The sequence below is a fragment of the Actinomyces minihominis genome, from assembly GCF_900187855.1.
GTDB classification, from domain to species: Bacteria; Actinomycetota; Actinomycetes; order Actinomycetales; family Actinomycetaceae; genus Scrofimicrobium; species Scrofimicrobium minihominis.
Window position 1 is genome coordinate 63,546 of sequence record NZ_FYEG01000005.1, and the last position, 13,647, is coordinate 77,192.

The window sequence follows — 13,647 nt, forward strand, 5'->3', positions numbered from 1 at the left end:
GTGGTTTCGTTCCCTACGGACAGGGGGAGCAGTGCAAGGGACAGGCGAGCTGGACTCTAGCGGTGAGCTGCGAGGGTGGATCCTCTGGCGTGAAGCCGAGGGGGAGGAGCCGCGGTTTCGTCCGGGAGTACTGCGCTTTCGCGACGGGGTCATAGTTGGTTTCGAAACACTCAAGCAGACTGGGGGCCTCGAGAACTACGTTGTTCCAGGCTTCGTAGACCTACACTCCCACCTGGCCATCGGCGCTAGACCACTGACCTCCAGCGAGATCAAAGAACAGGCTTGGGCTGAGATTAGGGCCGGAGTCCTGGCGGTTCGTGAACCAGGCTCACCCGTGCGAGTGGACCCAGCCGACCTGCCTTTCGGTCGTCCCATTGTTGTTTCCGCGGGACGGCACATTGCTGTTGAGAAGAGGTACGGGCGCGGTCTCGCCGTTGAGCTTCCTCAGGGATCGGGAGATCTTGCTGCAGAAGTTCTTCGGCAGGCAACCTCTGGTGACGGCTGGGTCAAACTGGTGGGGGACTGGATCGACCGCTCTGCGGGCGAGGAATCAGACCTCAGGCCCCTGTGGTCACGAGAGCAGCTGATCAATGCCGTTGCCGTCGCTCACAGGCAGGGTGTGCGCGTCGCCGTTCACGCATTTGGTTCAGAGGTGGTGGATGACCTGCTCGAGGCCGGAGTCGACTCCATCGAGCATGGCACCGGGATGAGTCGTGCCCAGATGGACCGTGCCCGGCAACAGGGGGTGGTGGTGGTTCCGACTCTGCTCCAGGTTCTGAAGTTTCCTGAGTTCGCTTCGGCCGCTACGCGCTATCCGTGCTATGCGAAGACCATGACTCAGTTGTACTCGCGAAGGAGGGCGTGGTTCTCAGAGCTTCTTGCCAGCGGGGTGACGCTGCTACCGGGTTCTGATGCAGGGGGATACCAGACCCACGGATCCCTCATCCGAGAGATGCAGCTCATGGTTGAGTGGGGGATGCCTCCCCACGAGGTCCTTAATGCTGCCACCTGGCGGGCCCGTGACTTCCTTGGCCTCTCATCCTTGACGAGAGGATCGCCCGTGGACGCGGTAGTCTTCGACGAGGATCCGCGGACTTCTCCTGCTATCTGGGAGCAACCGAAAGTAGTGGTGGCCCGGGGACATTCAATTTTTACGATCAGGGAGCAGAATGACTTCAACTAACAGCGTGGAAGAAGCAGCAAAGCCCACGCGCAAGGAGTGGCTGGCCCTAGGTGTGCTTTCGGTCGGACTCGGGCTCATCGTCCTCGATGGGACCATTGTTGGTGTTGCACTTCCGATCATCATCCAAGACCTCAAGATGGACATCACGGATGCCCAGTGGGTCAATAGTCTTTACGCGGTGCTCCTCGGTGCACTTCTGCTTTCCTCAGGCAGTCTCTCTGACCGCTGGGGCAGGAAAAAGTCCTTCCTGATCGGCATTGTTATCTTCGTTGCCGGTAGTGTCCTCGCAGCTATGTCTGGCTCGGCGGGTGCCCTGATCGGCTCGCGAGTCGTCCAGGCAATCGGTGCTGCGATGATCATGCCGTCGGCACTATCGACCGTGAACGCTATCTTCCGTGGCAAGTATCGCGCGGCAGCATTCGGTGTCTGGGGCGCGGTGATCTCAGGTGCTGCGGCGGTGGGTCCCCTCGCCGGTGGCGCTCTCACCCAGTATGCCTCGTGGCACTGGATCTTCCTGGTGAACGTTCCCATCGGCGCCCTCCTTGTTATTGCCGCCTTCCTGGTTGTGCCAGAGACCAAAGGCAAGGTCACGGGTAAGGGTGTCGATGTCGACGGAGCTCTTCTTAGCGCCATTGGGTTCGGAGCCCTGGTTTTCGCAATCATTGAGGGACCGGACCTTGGTTGGTGGAAACCAGAATCAGAGATGCGTCTAGCCGGAATCACCTGGCCTACCACGGCACCGATCTCTCCGGTTCCCATTGCATTCGTGATCGCGATTGCCGCACTGACTGCATTTGGGTTCTGGGAGGTACACCGTAAGAAGATTGGCCGCTCGGCGATTCTTGACCTCAGTCTCTTTAAGCTGCCGACTTTCACCTGGGGCAACATCACCGCGGCGACTGTCGCTGCCGGAGAGTTCGCACTGATCTTCGTTCTACCCCTCTACCTGGTTAACGCCCTCGGCCTGGACGTCATGGGAGCAGGCCTGGTGTTTGCTGCCATGGCGGTCGGTGCATTCATGTCGGGTGCGGCTGCGCGCCACGTCGCCGCCAAGTTCGGTTCTCCAGGAACCGTTGTCATCGGCCTGGGACTTGAACTTATTGGCGTGGCTGCGCTGGCATTTATCGTTGATGGCACCGAGTCACCCTGGCTGATCGCAGTGCCACTGGTCGTTTACGGTCTTGGCCTGGGCCTTGCGTCAGCTCAACTCACGGGCACCGTTCTTCGGGATGTTCCGGTTGAGATTTCAGGGCAGGGATCTGCAACTCAGAGTACGGTTCGTCAGCTCGGTTCGGCACTGGGAACCGCAATCTCGGGTGCGGCACTATCCGTGTCCCTAATGATCTTTATGCCTCACGCCCTAGACAAGGTGGGTTTTTCTGCAGAAGAAGCGGACAAGATCGCAGAGGCAACAAGGCAGAGCGCGGGTTCGACCATCTCTATGCTCCGTGCCCAGGGCGCACATAGTGAACTGGGTGCTAAGACGGATGAGGCCGTCAAAGCTCTTTCACAGGCCTTCGCCAATGCCACCTCAGCCTCAATGGCCATTGCGGCCGTCTTCCTCGGCCTCGGTCTGATCGGCGCGATTCGCCTGCTCAAGGCTTCGGCCGTCGGCGGTGAGGAACTAGCAGCGGATAAGGCGGCGGTCTCCGAGTAGGTGACGGAGGTTCAAAGCCGAGGGGGCCCGGGGAATTTTTCCCGGGCCCCCTCCTCTTTAACCAGTTCTTATCGGTTATCTCGGCGGAGAAGCGCGGCCTCGACCTCTCGCAGAATCCTCTTAGCGGTCACTGCATCCAGGTTCCCCACAGATGCCACCACAGCTGGGCGCAACCCGTCGGGAAGATCGGTATCAACGGGCAGGTTCAGAACGTGGCCACCGGCAACACGGACCAGGTGGATCCCCGCTGCGACATCCCAGGGTTTGAACGAAATAGCCATTGAGACCCCGATCCAACCCGCGGCTACCATCGCCAAGTCGAGGGCGCCGGCCCCGGGTCTGCGCAGGGTGCCGTAGGTCGACATCAGCTCTACCTCGTGGGCGCGAACCATGTCGGGGTTGAGGTCGAGGCTGAAGACACCCGGGTAGTAGGAAGCGATCAGGGCCGCAGCCTCTGTGCTGGGACCAACCGAGCGCAGGGGGACACGCTCCCCGGTGTGCTCGTTGAGGTGCCAGACCTCGGTGTCGTCCCCGACGAAAACCTCGTAGGTGAAGGGAGCGGAAACCGCACCGGCCACCATCTTGCCGTCAAGTTCGACCCCGATGGAGGTGGCGAAGTAGGTGAGACCAGAAGCGAAGTTGGCGGTGCCGTCAATAGGGTCGACAATCCAGCGCACCCGGTCGCCGAGGTCTGCCACCACTTCTCGGACCTGTTCGCTAATGGCGACCGCTGAGGCAAGAGGTGCCTCGGGAAGGTTCTGCATCAGACTGAAGTCGATCTGCTCACCCATTTCTTCCCCAAGAACGCGCGAACCGGGGGTGATTTCTTCGAGTAGTTCGCGAATGGCGCCTTCGACCCGCTGGTCGTGGACTGTTACAGGGTCGTGGATGTCGACTTTGAGGTCGACTTCGGGAGAGGATCGCGCAACCCGCCGCAGGTAGGGGGCGACTGCAAGAGTGGCTGCGGTTGCGACCTCGGCTAGTGCAGTGGGGATTGAAACTGGCTTACTGTTGTTCTCAGTCATACTGCTATTGTCGCGCATTGAGTTCCCGCTTCGTTAGGTGGCTTCCAACCTGGGGTGGAATTACCGGTGCTCGGTGAGCAACTACACGTTCACAAGCACCCCTAATGGGGACGTTTGTGTTGGGAATCAGAGCGTGGCGTGGCAAAATAAGTGACTGTACTCGAATGCGTGTGCCCTCTCTGCACGTACTTCGCGTTCTTGGGTGACACTTCGTTGGCCCCACCAGCGGAAGTGAAGCTCACCGTATTTACAAGGAGAACCACTAAAGTGGCTGTTCGTATTCGTTTGAAGCGCATGGGCGCAACCCATGATCCGAAGTACCGTGTTGTCGTTGTTGATTCGCGTAAGAAGCGTGACGGCCGTGTGATCGAAGAACTCGGTTTCTACGATCCCGTACCCAACCCTTCGATTATTCGCATCGATTCTGAGCGTGCCGTTTACTGGCTCGGTGTGGGCGCACAGCCTTCCGACTCAGCACGTCGCCTGCTCAGCCTGAATGGTGACCTGGCACGCGCCAACGGCAAGGAAAATGTCGTTAGCCGTATCAAGGTTGCCGAGGTCGACAAGGCCGCTGAAGTTCAGGAGGCCATCACGGCTGCTGAGGATCGTGCGCAGAAGACCAAGGCAAAGCACGCTGAGGCCAAGGCTGCTGCCGCAGCAGAGGCCGCAGTCGAAGAGGCTGACTCCAAGGTCGAAGCCGCCGAAGAGGCAGCTGAGTAATGAACGCTCTGGCAGATGCACTCGAGCACCTCGTTTCAGGGATCGTTGATCACCCTGAAGATGTCAGGGTGGATAGCCGTAACCAGCGTCGCGGCCAGCTCCTAGAGGTTCGGGTTCACCCGGATGATCTGGGCCGTGTCATTGGACGTAACGGACGTACCGCGCGCTCGCTGCGCAAGGTTGTCTCTGCGCTCAAGGGCAAGGATTTCGTGCGGGTTGATGTTGTTGAGACTGATCGCCGTTAGCTGACTGATCGCAGCTTTTTCTAGTGGGTCTGGCCCTTGGCTGGACCCACTAGTCTTTTAACCCAGTGCGTTGGTAAACCTGAGTGAGGGACCCCATGTTGAACACACCATCAGAAGAACTGCTCCTAGCCGGGATCATCGGGGCTGCCCGGGGCCTCCGCGGTGAGGTGAGCGTCCTCGTCCATACCGACCGTCCGGAAGAGGTGTTCCAGCCCGGTTCGGTCCTGACATCCTCCTCTGACGCGGTTCCTGAGTTGGAGGTGTCCAGGGTGCGGGAACACAATGGCCGCCTGCTGCTGGAGTTTGTGGGGGTTGATTCCCGCGAGCAAGCCGAGGTTCTTCGTGGAACTGAGCTCCTCGTAGAGGGCGAGGACGAGGATGATGCCTGGTATGCCCGCGATCTCGAGGGGCTGGTTGTCACAGATATCGACGGAAATGAGCTGGGTGTTGTATCGGGTCTGGTGCCCTCCCCGGCTCATGACCTCCTTCTGGTGCGCAGCGAGGGAACTGAAGTTATGGTGCCTTTCGTAGAGGCAATCGTTCCGCAGGTTCTTCCTGAGGAGGGGCGTGTCGTTGTCGATGCCCCGAGCGGGTTGTTCCCTGACCGCACTGTGGTTGGCGAAGAAGACACCGAGTAGGACGGGCTCCGAAGTGCGTTTCGACATCATCTCGACCTTTCCCGAGTTCTTTGCGGCTCTCGACCTCTCCCTTGTGGGGAAGGCTCAGAAGGCCGGAGTTGTGGATATCAGGGTGCATAACCTGAGGGACTGGGCTGAAGGGAAGCACCTCGCGGTTGATGACACTCCAACCGGCGGGGGTGCGGGCATGGTGATGCGCCCGGATGTCTGGGGTCGGGCGCTCGATACGGTTCTTGAGGAAGGGGCCGTCCTTGCTATCCCCACTCCCAGCGGGAAGCCCTTGACGCAGCGCGATCTGGAGGCGCTGGTGCAGGTCCCACAGATCGTGGTTGCCTGCGGCAGATACGAGGGGATTGATGCCCGGGTGGCCGAGCACTACGGAGCTGAGGGGATCCGGGTCTTTGAGTACTCCCTGGGTGACTACGTCCTGAATGGGGGGGAGGTGGCTGCAGTCGCCCTCGTTGAGGGAGTCTCCCGGTTGGTTGACGGAATGGTGGGTAATCCGGAGTCCCTGGTCGAAGAGTCCCACTCCGTTGAGGGTCTTCTTGAGTACCCCGTCTACACTCAGCCGCGCGAGTGGCGGGGAATCGAGACCCCCGCGGTTCTTTTCAGTGGGGACCACGCTCGGATTCGGCGTTGGCGACGCGATCGTGCCCTGGCGAGGACAGCCGACCGACGCCCCGACATGATCAACGCTCTAGTGGAGGGCGGAAAGATTCTTGAACGGGCTGATGTCGAGGTACTGACGAGTCGGGGTGTGGACGTTCGGACCGGGCGCTGGGACTACAGCTTCTCGGTGGCGGAAGAGTCTGATCTCAGTGAGGTTGCGGCTCTGGCTGCCCGCACCTTCCCGCTGGCGTGCCCGCCCACGGCCACGGAGACGGAGATTCGGGAGCACATTGACACCCACCTGACGGAGAATGCCTTCCGGGAACTAACCCGGGGCGGTGCGAGCATCACAACCGTGCGATCCGGTCCAGAGTTGGTAGTTGTCGCCTATGCCCTGTGTGAGCCAAATGCGCCCGATGACATTGCTTCACTGTCTCCTGGAGCCTGCTACGTCTCGAAGATCTATACGGACCCCGAGTTCCATGGATCGGGTGTATCTGGAGCTCTGATGGAGTTCGCGCTTGCCGATGCCGTCTCCCGCTGGGGAAGCACCGCGGTGCTACTTGGAACCAACCAGAGCAACCGACGTGCGATTCGCTTCTATAGGCGCCACGGTTTCAAGAAGTGCGGACGAAGGACCTTTGAGGTCGGGAAACGCATTCACAGGGACTTCGTCTACGTGCGAGATCTCACGGTGGATCCTCCTCGATAAGCCCCTGAACTGCTTGGAGCAGGGGGGCAAACTGTGGCAGACTGTTGCACCGAGATTGTTGGTGTCACCTGCCGCAGGGGGCCGCCGGAAACAGCTCGATCAATGACTACGGACCCCGGTCCGGCTATTCGTTACCTCGGCCTGCGGCGGTGGTGACTAGGAGCAGCAATGCAGAAGCTTGATTTCCTCGACGCGGAGTCGATGAAGAAGTCCGTCCCGACGTTCCGCCCCGGCGACAACGTCAAGGTTCACGTCAACGTTATTGAAGGTAACCGTTCACGTGTGCAGATCTTCCAGGGCATCGTAATTGGTCGCCAGGGTCACGGTCTGAAAGAGACCTTCACCGTCCGCAAGATTTCCTTCGGTGTCGGTGTTGAGCGTACCTTCCCGATTCACGCACCGACGATTGAAGAGATCGAAGTTGTCTCCCGTGGCGATGTTCGCCGCGCCAAGCTCTACTACCTGCGCGATCGCGTTGGCAAGGCAGCTCGCGTCAAGGAGAAGCGCATCAACGTTTCCAAGTAGGTTCGCCTGTGGCCGCATTTGCGGCACTTGGTTAATGGCCCAGTCACCCCCTAGCGGTAGACTGGGCCATTATGCATCCGGATGAAGCGCACCAGCCCTCAGATCCCCAAGGGGATGAACCCGAGGTGACTTCAGCGGCATCCGCGGACATGCTTCCCCCCTCATTCGCGGTACCCGACAGCCGTGGGGGCCAGCCAACCGGACGTCCCACCTACCAGGGCGCGCAGAAGACGTCCCGGCCGCCAACTCGACGCTCTCCCCACCCGGCGCGGGCGTCGGAGAGGGCAGCGCGGTCAGAGGGGCGGAACCGCAGCCTGGGTTGGCGAGTCGGAAGAGTCGCACTTGAGTTCTTAGCTGTGTTCGGCATTGCCGCCATCATCGCCCTGGGACTGCGTGCCTTCGTCGTCCAGGTCTACAAGATCCCCTCAGAGTCGATGTTGGACACTCTTTCGGTGGGATCTCGCATCGCAGTCAATAACGTTCCCGGCCTCGGCAAAGACATCGAACGCGGTGACGTGGTGGTGTTCCGAGATAGCGAGGGGTGGTTGGAGCCCGTTGATGAAACTAACCAGAACTTCCTCAACACCGTAGCTGGCCTGTTCGGGTTTGCGCCGCAGGGGTCCCAGCAGATTGTCGTCAAGCGCGTCATTGGGGTCGGGGGTGACACGGTGACCTGCTGTGATGAGCAGGGTCGGATCTCAGTCAACGGCATTCCGATTGATGAAACCTACCTGGCAGCGGGGGCAGTCCCTTCCACGGCAGAGTTCAGCGTGCAGATCCCCGACGGAACCTACTGGGTGATGGGGGACAACCGCCAGGACTCGGCTGACTCGGCATACCACTATGAAAATGGGGACTCGGCGTTCATCCCCGAGGCATCCGTGATTGGCCGTGCCCAGTGGGTAATTTGGCCGCTGTCCGATTGGTCCTACCTGGGAAACCGTGATGTTTTCAGCCAGGTGTCAGCACCCTCGGATCAGACTGGCCAGTCGTGATTTCCTTTCCGGACGGCTCAGTTGATCGCGCACTTCTTGACTCCTGGGGTTCGTTAGCCGGGGTTGACGAGGTCGGCCGGGGGGCTATCGCTGGACCCCTTGCGGTTGGTGTCGTCGTCGTTGATGCGGGCTGTGGAGATGCGCCCGGGGGTATTACAGACTCAAAAGCCCTGAGCGCTCTTACCCGGGAGGGACTGGTGCGTCCCATACAGCTCTGGGCCCGAGCCTCCGCGGTTGGATGGGCCAGCCCCACGGAGATATCTCGCCTGGGAGTGACAGCTGCGCTCAGGACCGCATCACTCAGGGCGTTCGCGCTCATCGAGGTTCAGCTCGCCCGCGGCGCTTTTCCACCCCTGGGTGCCGTGCTTCTCGATGGTAAGCATGACTATCTTTCCGCACCCGCCCCGGGTCTCTTTGATGAGGGTATTCCAGGGCTGCGTGATCCCTGGTCGCGAACCGGTGGTGGACCGGCCGTTGCGACCCTCGTTAAAGCTGATATGCACAGTCAGGTGGTGGCAGCCGCATCGATCATCGCGAAGGTGGCAAGGGATCGCTACATGGTAGAGATTCGCGACCCTGGATATGGCTGGGCCTCCAACAAGGGGTATGGCTCCAAGGTTCACCTGGAGGCTCTCAAGCGCCGGGGAGCTTCCTCAAGGCACCGGTTGGGTTGGAAGCTTCCGGGAGTGAACTAACCTAGGGGTTCTGAAGGCGAGGAAGGGACACCATGAACCGAGATGACATCGAGAGCTACGAGAATGCTTCGGAGCTGGGGTTGTTCAAGGAGTACCGGGACGTCGTAGCGCTGTTCAACTACGTGGTAGAGACGGATCGTCGCTTCTACCTCTGCAATGCGGTTGAGCTTCAGGCTCGCCCCGTCGGCAACGATATTTTCTTCGAGCTGACGCTCACCGACGCCTGGGTTTGGGATATCTATCGGCCGACCAGATTCGTGAAGTCGGTGCGGGTCGTGACATTCAAGGATGTCAACATAGAAGAGCTCACCAAGCCCGATATGGATATTCCTTCGTAGCTCGAAACTGAGCTTCCACAGGGCTGCCCAGGCGGTTCAATCCACAGGTCTCCACGATCTCCGTAGAGCCGATTTGGTTCGAGACCGATGCTGAGACCGTGAACATAACAACGGATAGCCCCCGGAAGATCGGCAAGGTTGGCGAGGACGCTGCGGCGGACTTCCTCGAGAGTCAGGGCCACGTCATCTTGGCGCGGAACTGGCGCAGCGGGCGCAACGGCGAGTTGGACCTGGTAACCAAGGACGGTAACACCACCGTCTTTGTTGAAGTAAAAACAAGGCGCCGGGGAAGCCACTTCCTCCCGGTTGAAGCAGTCACCGAAGACAAGCTGGCCAAGATGCGTCGGGTCGGGTTGTCCTGGGCCTACCGCGAAGGGTGGCAGGGAGACTACCGCTTCGACATCATCGGCGTGCTGTTGGATCAGAGCAACACCCCCGCATTCGACTGGCTGAAAGATGTGGGTCAGTGACGTCCCTGGCCCGAACCTATACGGTTGCGCTTGCCGGACTGCTCGGCACCGTCGTCGAGGTGCAAACCCACATTGGTCCGGGCATCGTCGGGACGACTCTCGTCGGCCTGCCCGATGCCTCCCTCAGGGAAGCCAAAGAACGGGTGCGTGCAGCCCTCTTCTCCTGCGCTGTTCCGACGCTCAACAAGCGAGTCACCATCAACCTCTCGCCGGCTGATCTACCTAAAGCTGGCTCCGGGTTTGATCTGGGTATCGCGATTTCCGTTCTGGTAGCCCGAGGTGAGCTGCCAAACTTGGCGGTAACCGAAACGGTTTTTGCCGCCGAGCTGGGCCTCGACGGCTCCTTGCAGCCGGTTCCCGGAGCCCTACCCATCGCGCTTGCGGCCCGCGAAGCCGGTTTCAGCCGCCTCGTAGTCTCTCCGGAAATGATGGGGGAGGCGCGGTTGGTTGAGGGGATAGAGGTGGTGGGCGGGGCTCATCTGGCCGATATTCTCACGGTCTTTCGTCAGCGGGGACACTCCCTGGTTGACTCCCTGGAGGGTTGGGAGATCGTTCAGGGCCTCACTGACCAGCGAATGCAGCTCGAAGCTGACACGCTCCCGCACCAGAGCCGGGGCGGAATGCTGATCCAGGGTGAGGTCCCCGAGATGGATGTTGCAGATGTTCGAGGTCAACCTGAAGCGGTTCAGGCTCTTGGGATCGCGGCAGCCGGAGGACACCACATGCTTATGCTCGGGCCACCGGGTGTTGGTAAGACAATGCTCGCTACCCGGCTTCAGGCTGTCCTCCCTGACCTGTCAAAGTTTGAGTCGGTCCAGGTCACGGCGCTTCGATCACTCGTGGGAGGAAGCGCTCCGGTCGATCATCTGGCTGTCCGACCTCCCCTTGAACAGCCCCATCACTCTGCTTCCCTCGTTTCTTTGATAGGCGGGGGTAGTCCGGTTCGGCCAGGCTCAGTCTCTCTGGCTCATGCCGGGGTACTCGTCCTCGACGAAGCGCCGGAGTTCCAGGTCCGCGTGCTTGATGCCCTGCGGCAGCCACTTGAGAGCGGAATGATCGCGGTCCACAGGGCTCAGCAGCGCGTTGAGTTCCCCGCTCGGTTCCAAATGGTGATGACTGCCAATCCCTGTCCCTGCGGAGGAGCAATACGAAGTGGGGACGAAAGGTGCCGCTGCAGTTACGCACAGAGAGATCGCTACTGGGCGCGCATCTCTGGACCGCTTCTGGATCGCCTGGATATCCGGTTGCATATTAGTCGCCCCCACCACAGTGCTCTCACCCGTGACCAGACTCCAACCAGCGCGGAGCTTCGCGAACGAACCACAGAAGCTCGAAGGCGAGCTGCGTTCCGATGGCGAAATGAGGCCTGGAGCGTCAACGCGGAGGTCCCGGGTCGGTTCCTTCGGGACCACACACAGTTGGCACCCGCAGATGCCAACGCGGTGCAAAAGGCGATCGAGTCCGGCCAGATCTCCCTTCGGGGCGCGGACCGCATTCTGCGTCTGGCCTGGTCTGTTGCCGACTGGGAGGGACATGAGACCCCAAGTACAGAGGACATGGCACGTGCCATTGAGCTGAGAGGCCAAGAGGAGAGAATCAGATGAAATATGACGATGCAAACTGGGTGGCGGCAGCGTGGTCGAACCTCGCTGAACCAGGGGACATCTGGGCCGGAACCCTGAGGCGAAACCTCGGTGATGCCGGAGCTCTTCACTGGGCTGCCGAACCCTACGGTAGCCCTCCGGAAGGGGTCCCCGGGCCCGCGGGACAAACGGGGGCGGGGGCCGCTGCGGGATGGCGGGCAGCTCACCGTCGTTGGCAACCACGTTTTGAGGACCTCAATGTCGAACGTGATCTGGCTCAGCTAGAGAAAATGGGGGGACGCCTCGTCACCCCCGGGGATACCGAATGGCCCACCCCTCTCAATGACCTCGAGGATCGCGCACCGGCAGCTCTTTGGGTCAGGGGTGGGAAGCTGGTGAGCTCAACGGAGGAACCGGCGGTCTCCATAGTTGGCGCGAGGGCCGCATCCGCATACGGAATGCGCGTGGCCTCTGAAATGGCGTTCGATCTGGCTGAGGCCGGGTTGACGGTCGTCTCCGGAGGAGCCTACGGGATCGACGCTGCGGCCCACCGAGGGGCCCTCGATGCGGCGGTTGATCGCCGTGCCCGCTCCGTTGAGAACGGCCTGTCCTCCGGCGGTGGACCACCGACTGTAGCGGTGATTTGCGGGGGACTCGGAAGCCTCTATCCCCCTGGAAATGAGAGCCTTTTCGAACGAGTTCTTGCCGAAGGTGGGGCCATTGTTGCGGAAGTACCACCACGATTCCGTCCTGCTCGCTGGCGTTTTCTCGAGCGCAACCGCCTGATAGCCGCATGGGGTGACATCACCGTGGTTCCCGAGGCCGGTCTGCGGTCCGGGGCCCTTGCTACAGCTAATCGCGCCGTTGAACTTGGCCGAGATGTAGCCGCCATCCCCGGCCCGGTAACCTCCTCTGCCTCCACCGGCCCACACTCCCTGATTAAAGAGGGGGCCGCCCTGGTCGAGTCAGCTCGAGATGTCATTGAGATCATGGTGGGGGTTGGGGCGGCAGGGCATTTGGACGAGGGGGAGCGAAAGCCGCTGGTTTCACGAAACCCCTATGCCCCCACCAGCCAGATCGATGGCAAACTGGCGACTCTTGACCCGGTGGCTCGCAGAGTTTACGAAGCCCTTCCGGCAGTCAGTGCCACTTCGGTGGCCCGGGTCGTGAGGGCGGCTGGACTCTCCGCCGAGGAGGTCGGAGGTGCGCTCCTCTCCCTCAACCTTGCGAACCTGGCGCATCGTGAGGGGGAAAAGTGGGCACGGGCGTCATAACCGGGAAGCTCGGCTGCCCAGGTTGGAGGTGAGTAACATCGGAGAATGACTCAACAAACCGTTGGTGAAGTGGTGGAGCAGTGGGAGCGACTCCTGAGAATGCGACTGGGACGCAGTGACAACACGGTGCGCGCCTATCGCGCAGACATTCGCCAGCTGCTTGAGTTCTGCTCAGTGCCCCTCGATGCGCCAGCCGTGGAACTGGCAGGGGGCCTCACCACCCGGAATCTTCGTGCCTGGCTGGCCGGGCGAACCATCACCAACCACGCTCGTTCGACGGTGGCACGCAATGCAGCTGCGGTGCGAGCCTTCACCGGGTACCTACTCGCCGAGGGAGTGCTTCCCACCGACCCGGCATCTGTGCTTGAGGTCGCCAAACCCGATTCCAGGCTTCCCACGGTCCTGACTCAACACGAAGTTGAAGAGTTACTCGAGAGGGCTCGCCAAGGAGCGGAGGAGGGGGACGGTGGTGCCGAAGCCATCCGAGACTGGGCTGCCGTGGAGTTGCTCTACTCCGCAGCTCTGCGTGTCGCAGAGCTGGTGGGCCTCAATCTTGACGATATTGATTTCGCAGCCCACACCGTCCGTGTCCATGGGAAAGGAAACAGGCAGCGCGTAGCCCCGTTCGGAGTGCCGGCGTCCCGGGCACTCAAAGCATGGGTTGCGGTGCGCCAGGAACTGGTGGGTCCCAACTCTCCTGCCGACGCGCTGTTCCTTGGTAAGCGGGGAGGGCGCCTCGACGTAAGAATCGTTCGAGGAAGCCTCCATAAACTGTCGGCGCGGGCACAGGTTCGTGATGTTGCCCCGCACGACCTACGGCATTCCTCTGCCACCCACCTTCTTGAAGAGGGGGCTGACCTGCGGTTTGTCCAGGACTATCTGGGACACTCTTCACTTCAGACCACACAGCGCTACACCCACGTAGACTCTCGACGTTTGCGTGAGGTCTTCCTGCGCAGCCATCCTCGTGCCTAAAAG

At 60.9% G+C, this 13,647-nt stretch carries 15 protein-coding genes; 14 read left to right on the forward strand and 1 reads right to left on the reverse strand.

All coding sequences use genetic code 11. The features are described 5' to 3' along the window. Window positions 1-31: 31 nt before the first annotated feature. Entirely contained in the window at window positions 32-1,183 is a 1,152-nt protein-coding gene (locus CS903_RS06350) for an amidohydrolase family protein (protein ID WP_099332717.1), read from the forward strand. Beyond that, the gene (locus CS903_RS06355) at window positions 1,170-2,840 is read left to right on the forward strand and encodes an MFS transporter (RefSeq protein ID WP_207203773.1); all 1,671 of its coding nucleotides are present in this window, start codon (window positions 1,170-1,172) and stop codon (window positions 2,838-2,840) included. Before CS903_RS06350 ends, CS903_RS06355 begins: the two co-directional genes overlap by 14 nt. A gap of 68 nt (window positions 2,841-2,908) precedes the next feature. Here CS903_RS06355 and CS903_RS06360 read toward each other — a convergent pair whose 3' ends face one another. Next, window positions 2,909-3,865 carry an inositol monophosphatase family protein gene (locus tag CS903_RS06360; protein WP_164996701.1) on the reverse strand — a complete coding sequence of 319 codons (957 nt, stop codon included), beginning with the start codon at window positions 3,863-3,865 and terminating at the stop codon, window positions 2,909-2,911. Between the two features lie 267 nt (window positions 3,866-4,132). On the opposite strand from CS903_RS06360, the gene rpsP reads away from it, so the two are divergent. The 12 genes from rpsP (at window position 4,133) to CS903_RS06420 (ending at window position 13,644) form a co-directional block, all read left to right on the forward strand. Then, complete coding sequence (rpsP, locus tag CS903_RS06365) at window positions 4,133-4,585, forward strand: 30S ribosomal protein S16 (RefSeq protein ID WP_099332719.1); 453 nt, start codon at window positions 4,133-4,135, stop codon at window positions 4,583-4,585. After that, the gene (locus CS903_RS06370; protein WP_099332720.1) at window positions 4,585-4,830 is read left to right on the forward strand and encodes an RNA-binding protein; all 246 of its coding nucleotides are present in this window, start codon (window positions 4,585-4,587) and stop codon (window positions 4,828-4,830) included. The genes rpsP and CS903_RS06370 overlap by 1 nt, the downstream gene beginning before the upstream one ends. Before the next feature lie 95 nt (window positions 4,831-4,925). After that, complete coding sequence (rimM, locus tag CS903_RS06375; protein WP_099332721.1) at window positions 4,926-5,468, forward strand: ribosome maturation factor RimM; 543 nt, start codon at window positions 4,926-4,928, stop codon at window positions 5,466-5,468. Window positions 5,469-5,481: 13 nt separating this feature from the next. Further along, window positions 5,482-6,789 (forward strand): tRNA (guanosine(37)-N1)-methyltransferase TrmD, encoded by a 1,308-nt coding sequence (gene trmD, locus CS903_RS06380; protein ID WP_099332722.1) that lies wholly within the window; start codon window positions 5,482-5,484, stop codon window positions 6,787-6,789. Window positions 6,790-6,957: 168 nt separating this feature from the next. Next, window positions 6,958-7,314, forward strand: a complete 357-nt coding sequence (gene rplS / locus CS903_RS06385) for a 50S ribosomal protein L19 (protein WP_099332723.1) — start codon at window positions 6,958-6,960, stop codon at window positions 7,312-7,314. Between the two features lie 71 nt (window positions 7,315-7,385). Beyond that, window positions 7,386-8,309, forward strand: coding sequence for a signal peptidase I (lepB, locus tag CS903_RS06390; protein WP_099332724.1), 924 nt, complete (start codon window positions 7,386-7,388; stop codon window positions 8,307-8,309). After that, a complete protein-coding gene (locus CS903_RS06395) occupies window positions 8,306-9,004 on the forward strand; it encodes a ribonuclease HII (RefSeq protein WP_242491780.1) in 699 nt (232 codons plus the stop codon). The genes lepB and CS903_RS06395 overlap by 4 nt, the downstream gene beginning before the upstream one ends. Before the next feature lie 32 nt (window positions 9,005-9,036). Continuing rightward, the gene (locus tag CS903_RS06400) at window positions 9,037-9,342 is read left to right on the forward strand and encodes a DUF2469 domain-containing protein (protein WP_099332725.1); all 306 of its coding nucleotides are present in this window, start codon (window positions 9,037-9,039) and stop codon (window positions 9,340-9,342) included. Window positions 9,343-9,440: 98 nt separating this feature from the next. Next, the gene (locus tag CS903_RS06405; RefSeq protein ID WP_207203774.1) at window positions 9,441-9,812 is read left to right on the forward strand and encodes a YraN family protein; all 372 of its coding nucleotides are present in this window, start codon (window positions 9,441-9,443) and stop codon (window positions 9,810-9,812) included. Beyond that, on the forward strand, window positions 9,809-11,416 hold the full coding sequence (locus tag CS903_RS06410; RefSeq protein ID WP_164996702.1) for a YifB family Mg chelatase-like AAA ATPase: 1,608 nt from the start codon (window positions 9,809-9,811) through the stop codon (window positions 11,414-11,416). Before CS903_RS06405 ends, CS903_RS06410 begins: the two co-directional genes overlap by 4 nt. Beyond that, window positions 11,413-12,669: a DNA-processing protein DprA gene (gene dprA / locus CS903_RS06415; RefSeq protein ID WP_099332727.1), complete on the forward strand. Its 1,257-nt coding sequence runs from the start codon at window positions 11,413-11,415 to the stop codon at window positions 12,667-12,669. Before CS903_RS06410 ends, dprA begins: the two co-directional genes overlap by 4 nt. 45 nt (window positions 12,670-12,714) lie before the next feature. Beyond that, window positions 12,715-13,644: a tyrosine-type recombinase/integrase gene (locus tag CS903_RS06420; protein ID WP_099332728.1), complete on the forward strand. Its 930-nt coding sequence runs from the start codon at window positions 12,715-12,717 to the stop codon at window positions 13,642-13,644. Window positions 13,645-13,647: the final 3 nt, after the last annotated feature.

Excerpts from the sequence above, each read along its gene's own strand:
- rimM (WP_099332721.1), top strand. The coding sequence starts at position 4,926 with ATGTTGAACACACCATCAGAAGAACTGCTCCTAGCCGGGATCATCGGG.
- CS903_RS06360 (WP_164996701.1), bottom strand. The coding sequence starts at position 3,865 with ATGACTGAGAACAACAGTAAGCCAGTTTCAATCCCCACTGCACTAGCC.
- CS903_RS06400 (WP_099332725.1), top strand. The coding sequence starts at position 9,037 with ATGAACCGAGATGACATCGAGAGCTACGAGAATGCTTCGGAGCTGGGG.
- CS903_RS06420 (WP_099332728.1), top strand. The coding sequence starts at position 12,715 with ATGACTCAACAAACCGTTGGTGAAGTGGTGGAGCAGTGGGAGCGACTC.
- rplS (WP_099332723.1), top strand. The coding sequence starts at position 6,958 with ATGCAGAAGCTTGATTTCCTCGACGCGGAGTCGATGAAGAAGTCCGTC.
- CS903_RS06355 (WP_207203773.1), top strand. The coding sequence starts at position 1,170 with ATGACTTCAACTAACAGCGTGGAAGAAGCAGCAAAGCCCACGCGCAAG.
- CS903_RS06370 (WP_099332720.1), top strand. The coding sequence starts at position 4,585 with ATGAACGCTCTGGCAGATGCACTCGAGCACCTCGTTTCAGGGATCGTT.
- lepB (WP_099332724.1), top strand. The coding sequence starts at position 7,386 with ATGCATCCGGATGAAGCGCACCAGCCCTCAGATCCCCAAGGGGATGAA.
- dprA (WP_099332727.1), top strand. The coding sequence starts at position 11,413 with ATGAAATATGACGATGCAAACTGGGTGGCGGCAGCGTGGTCGAACCTC.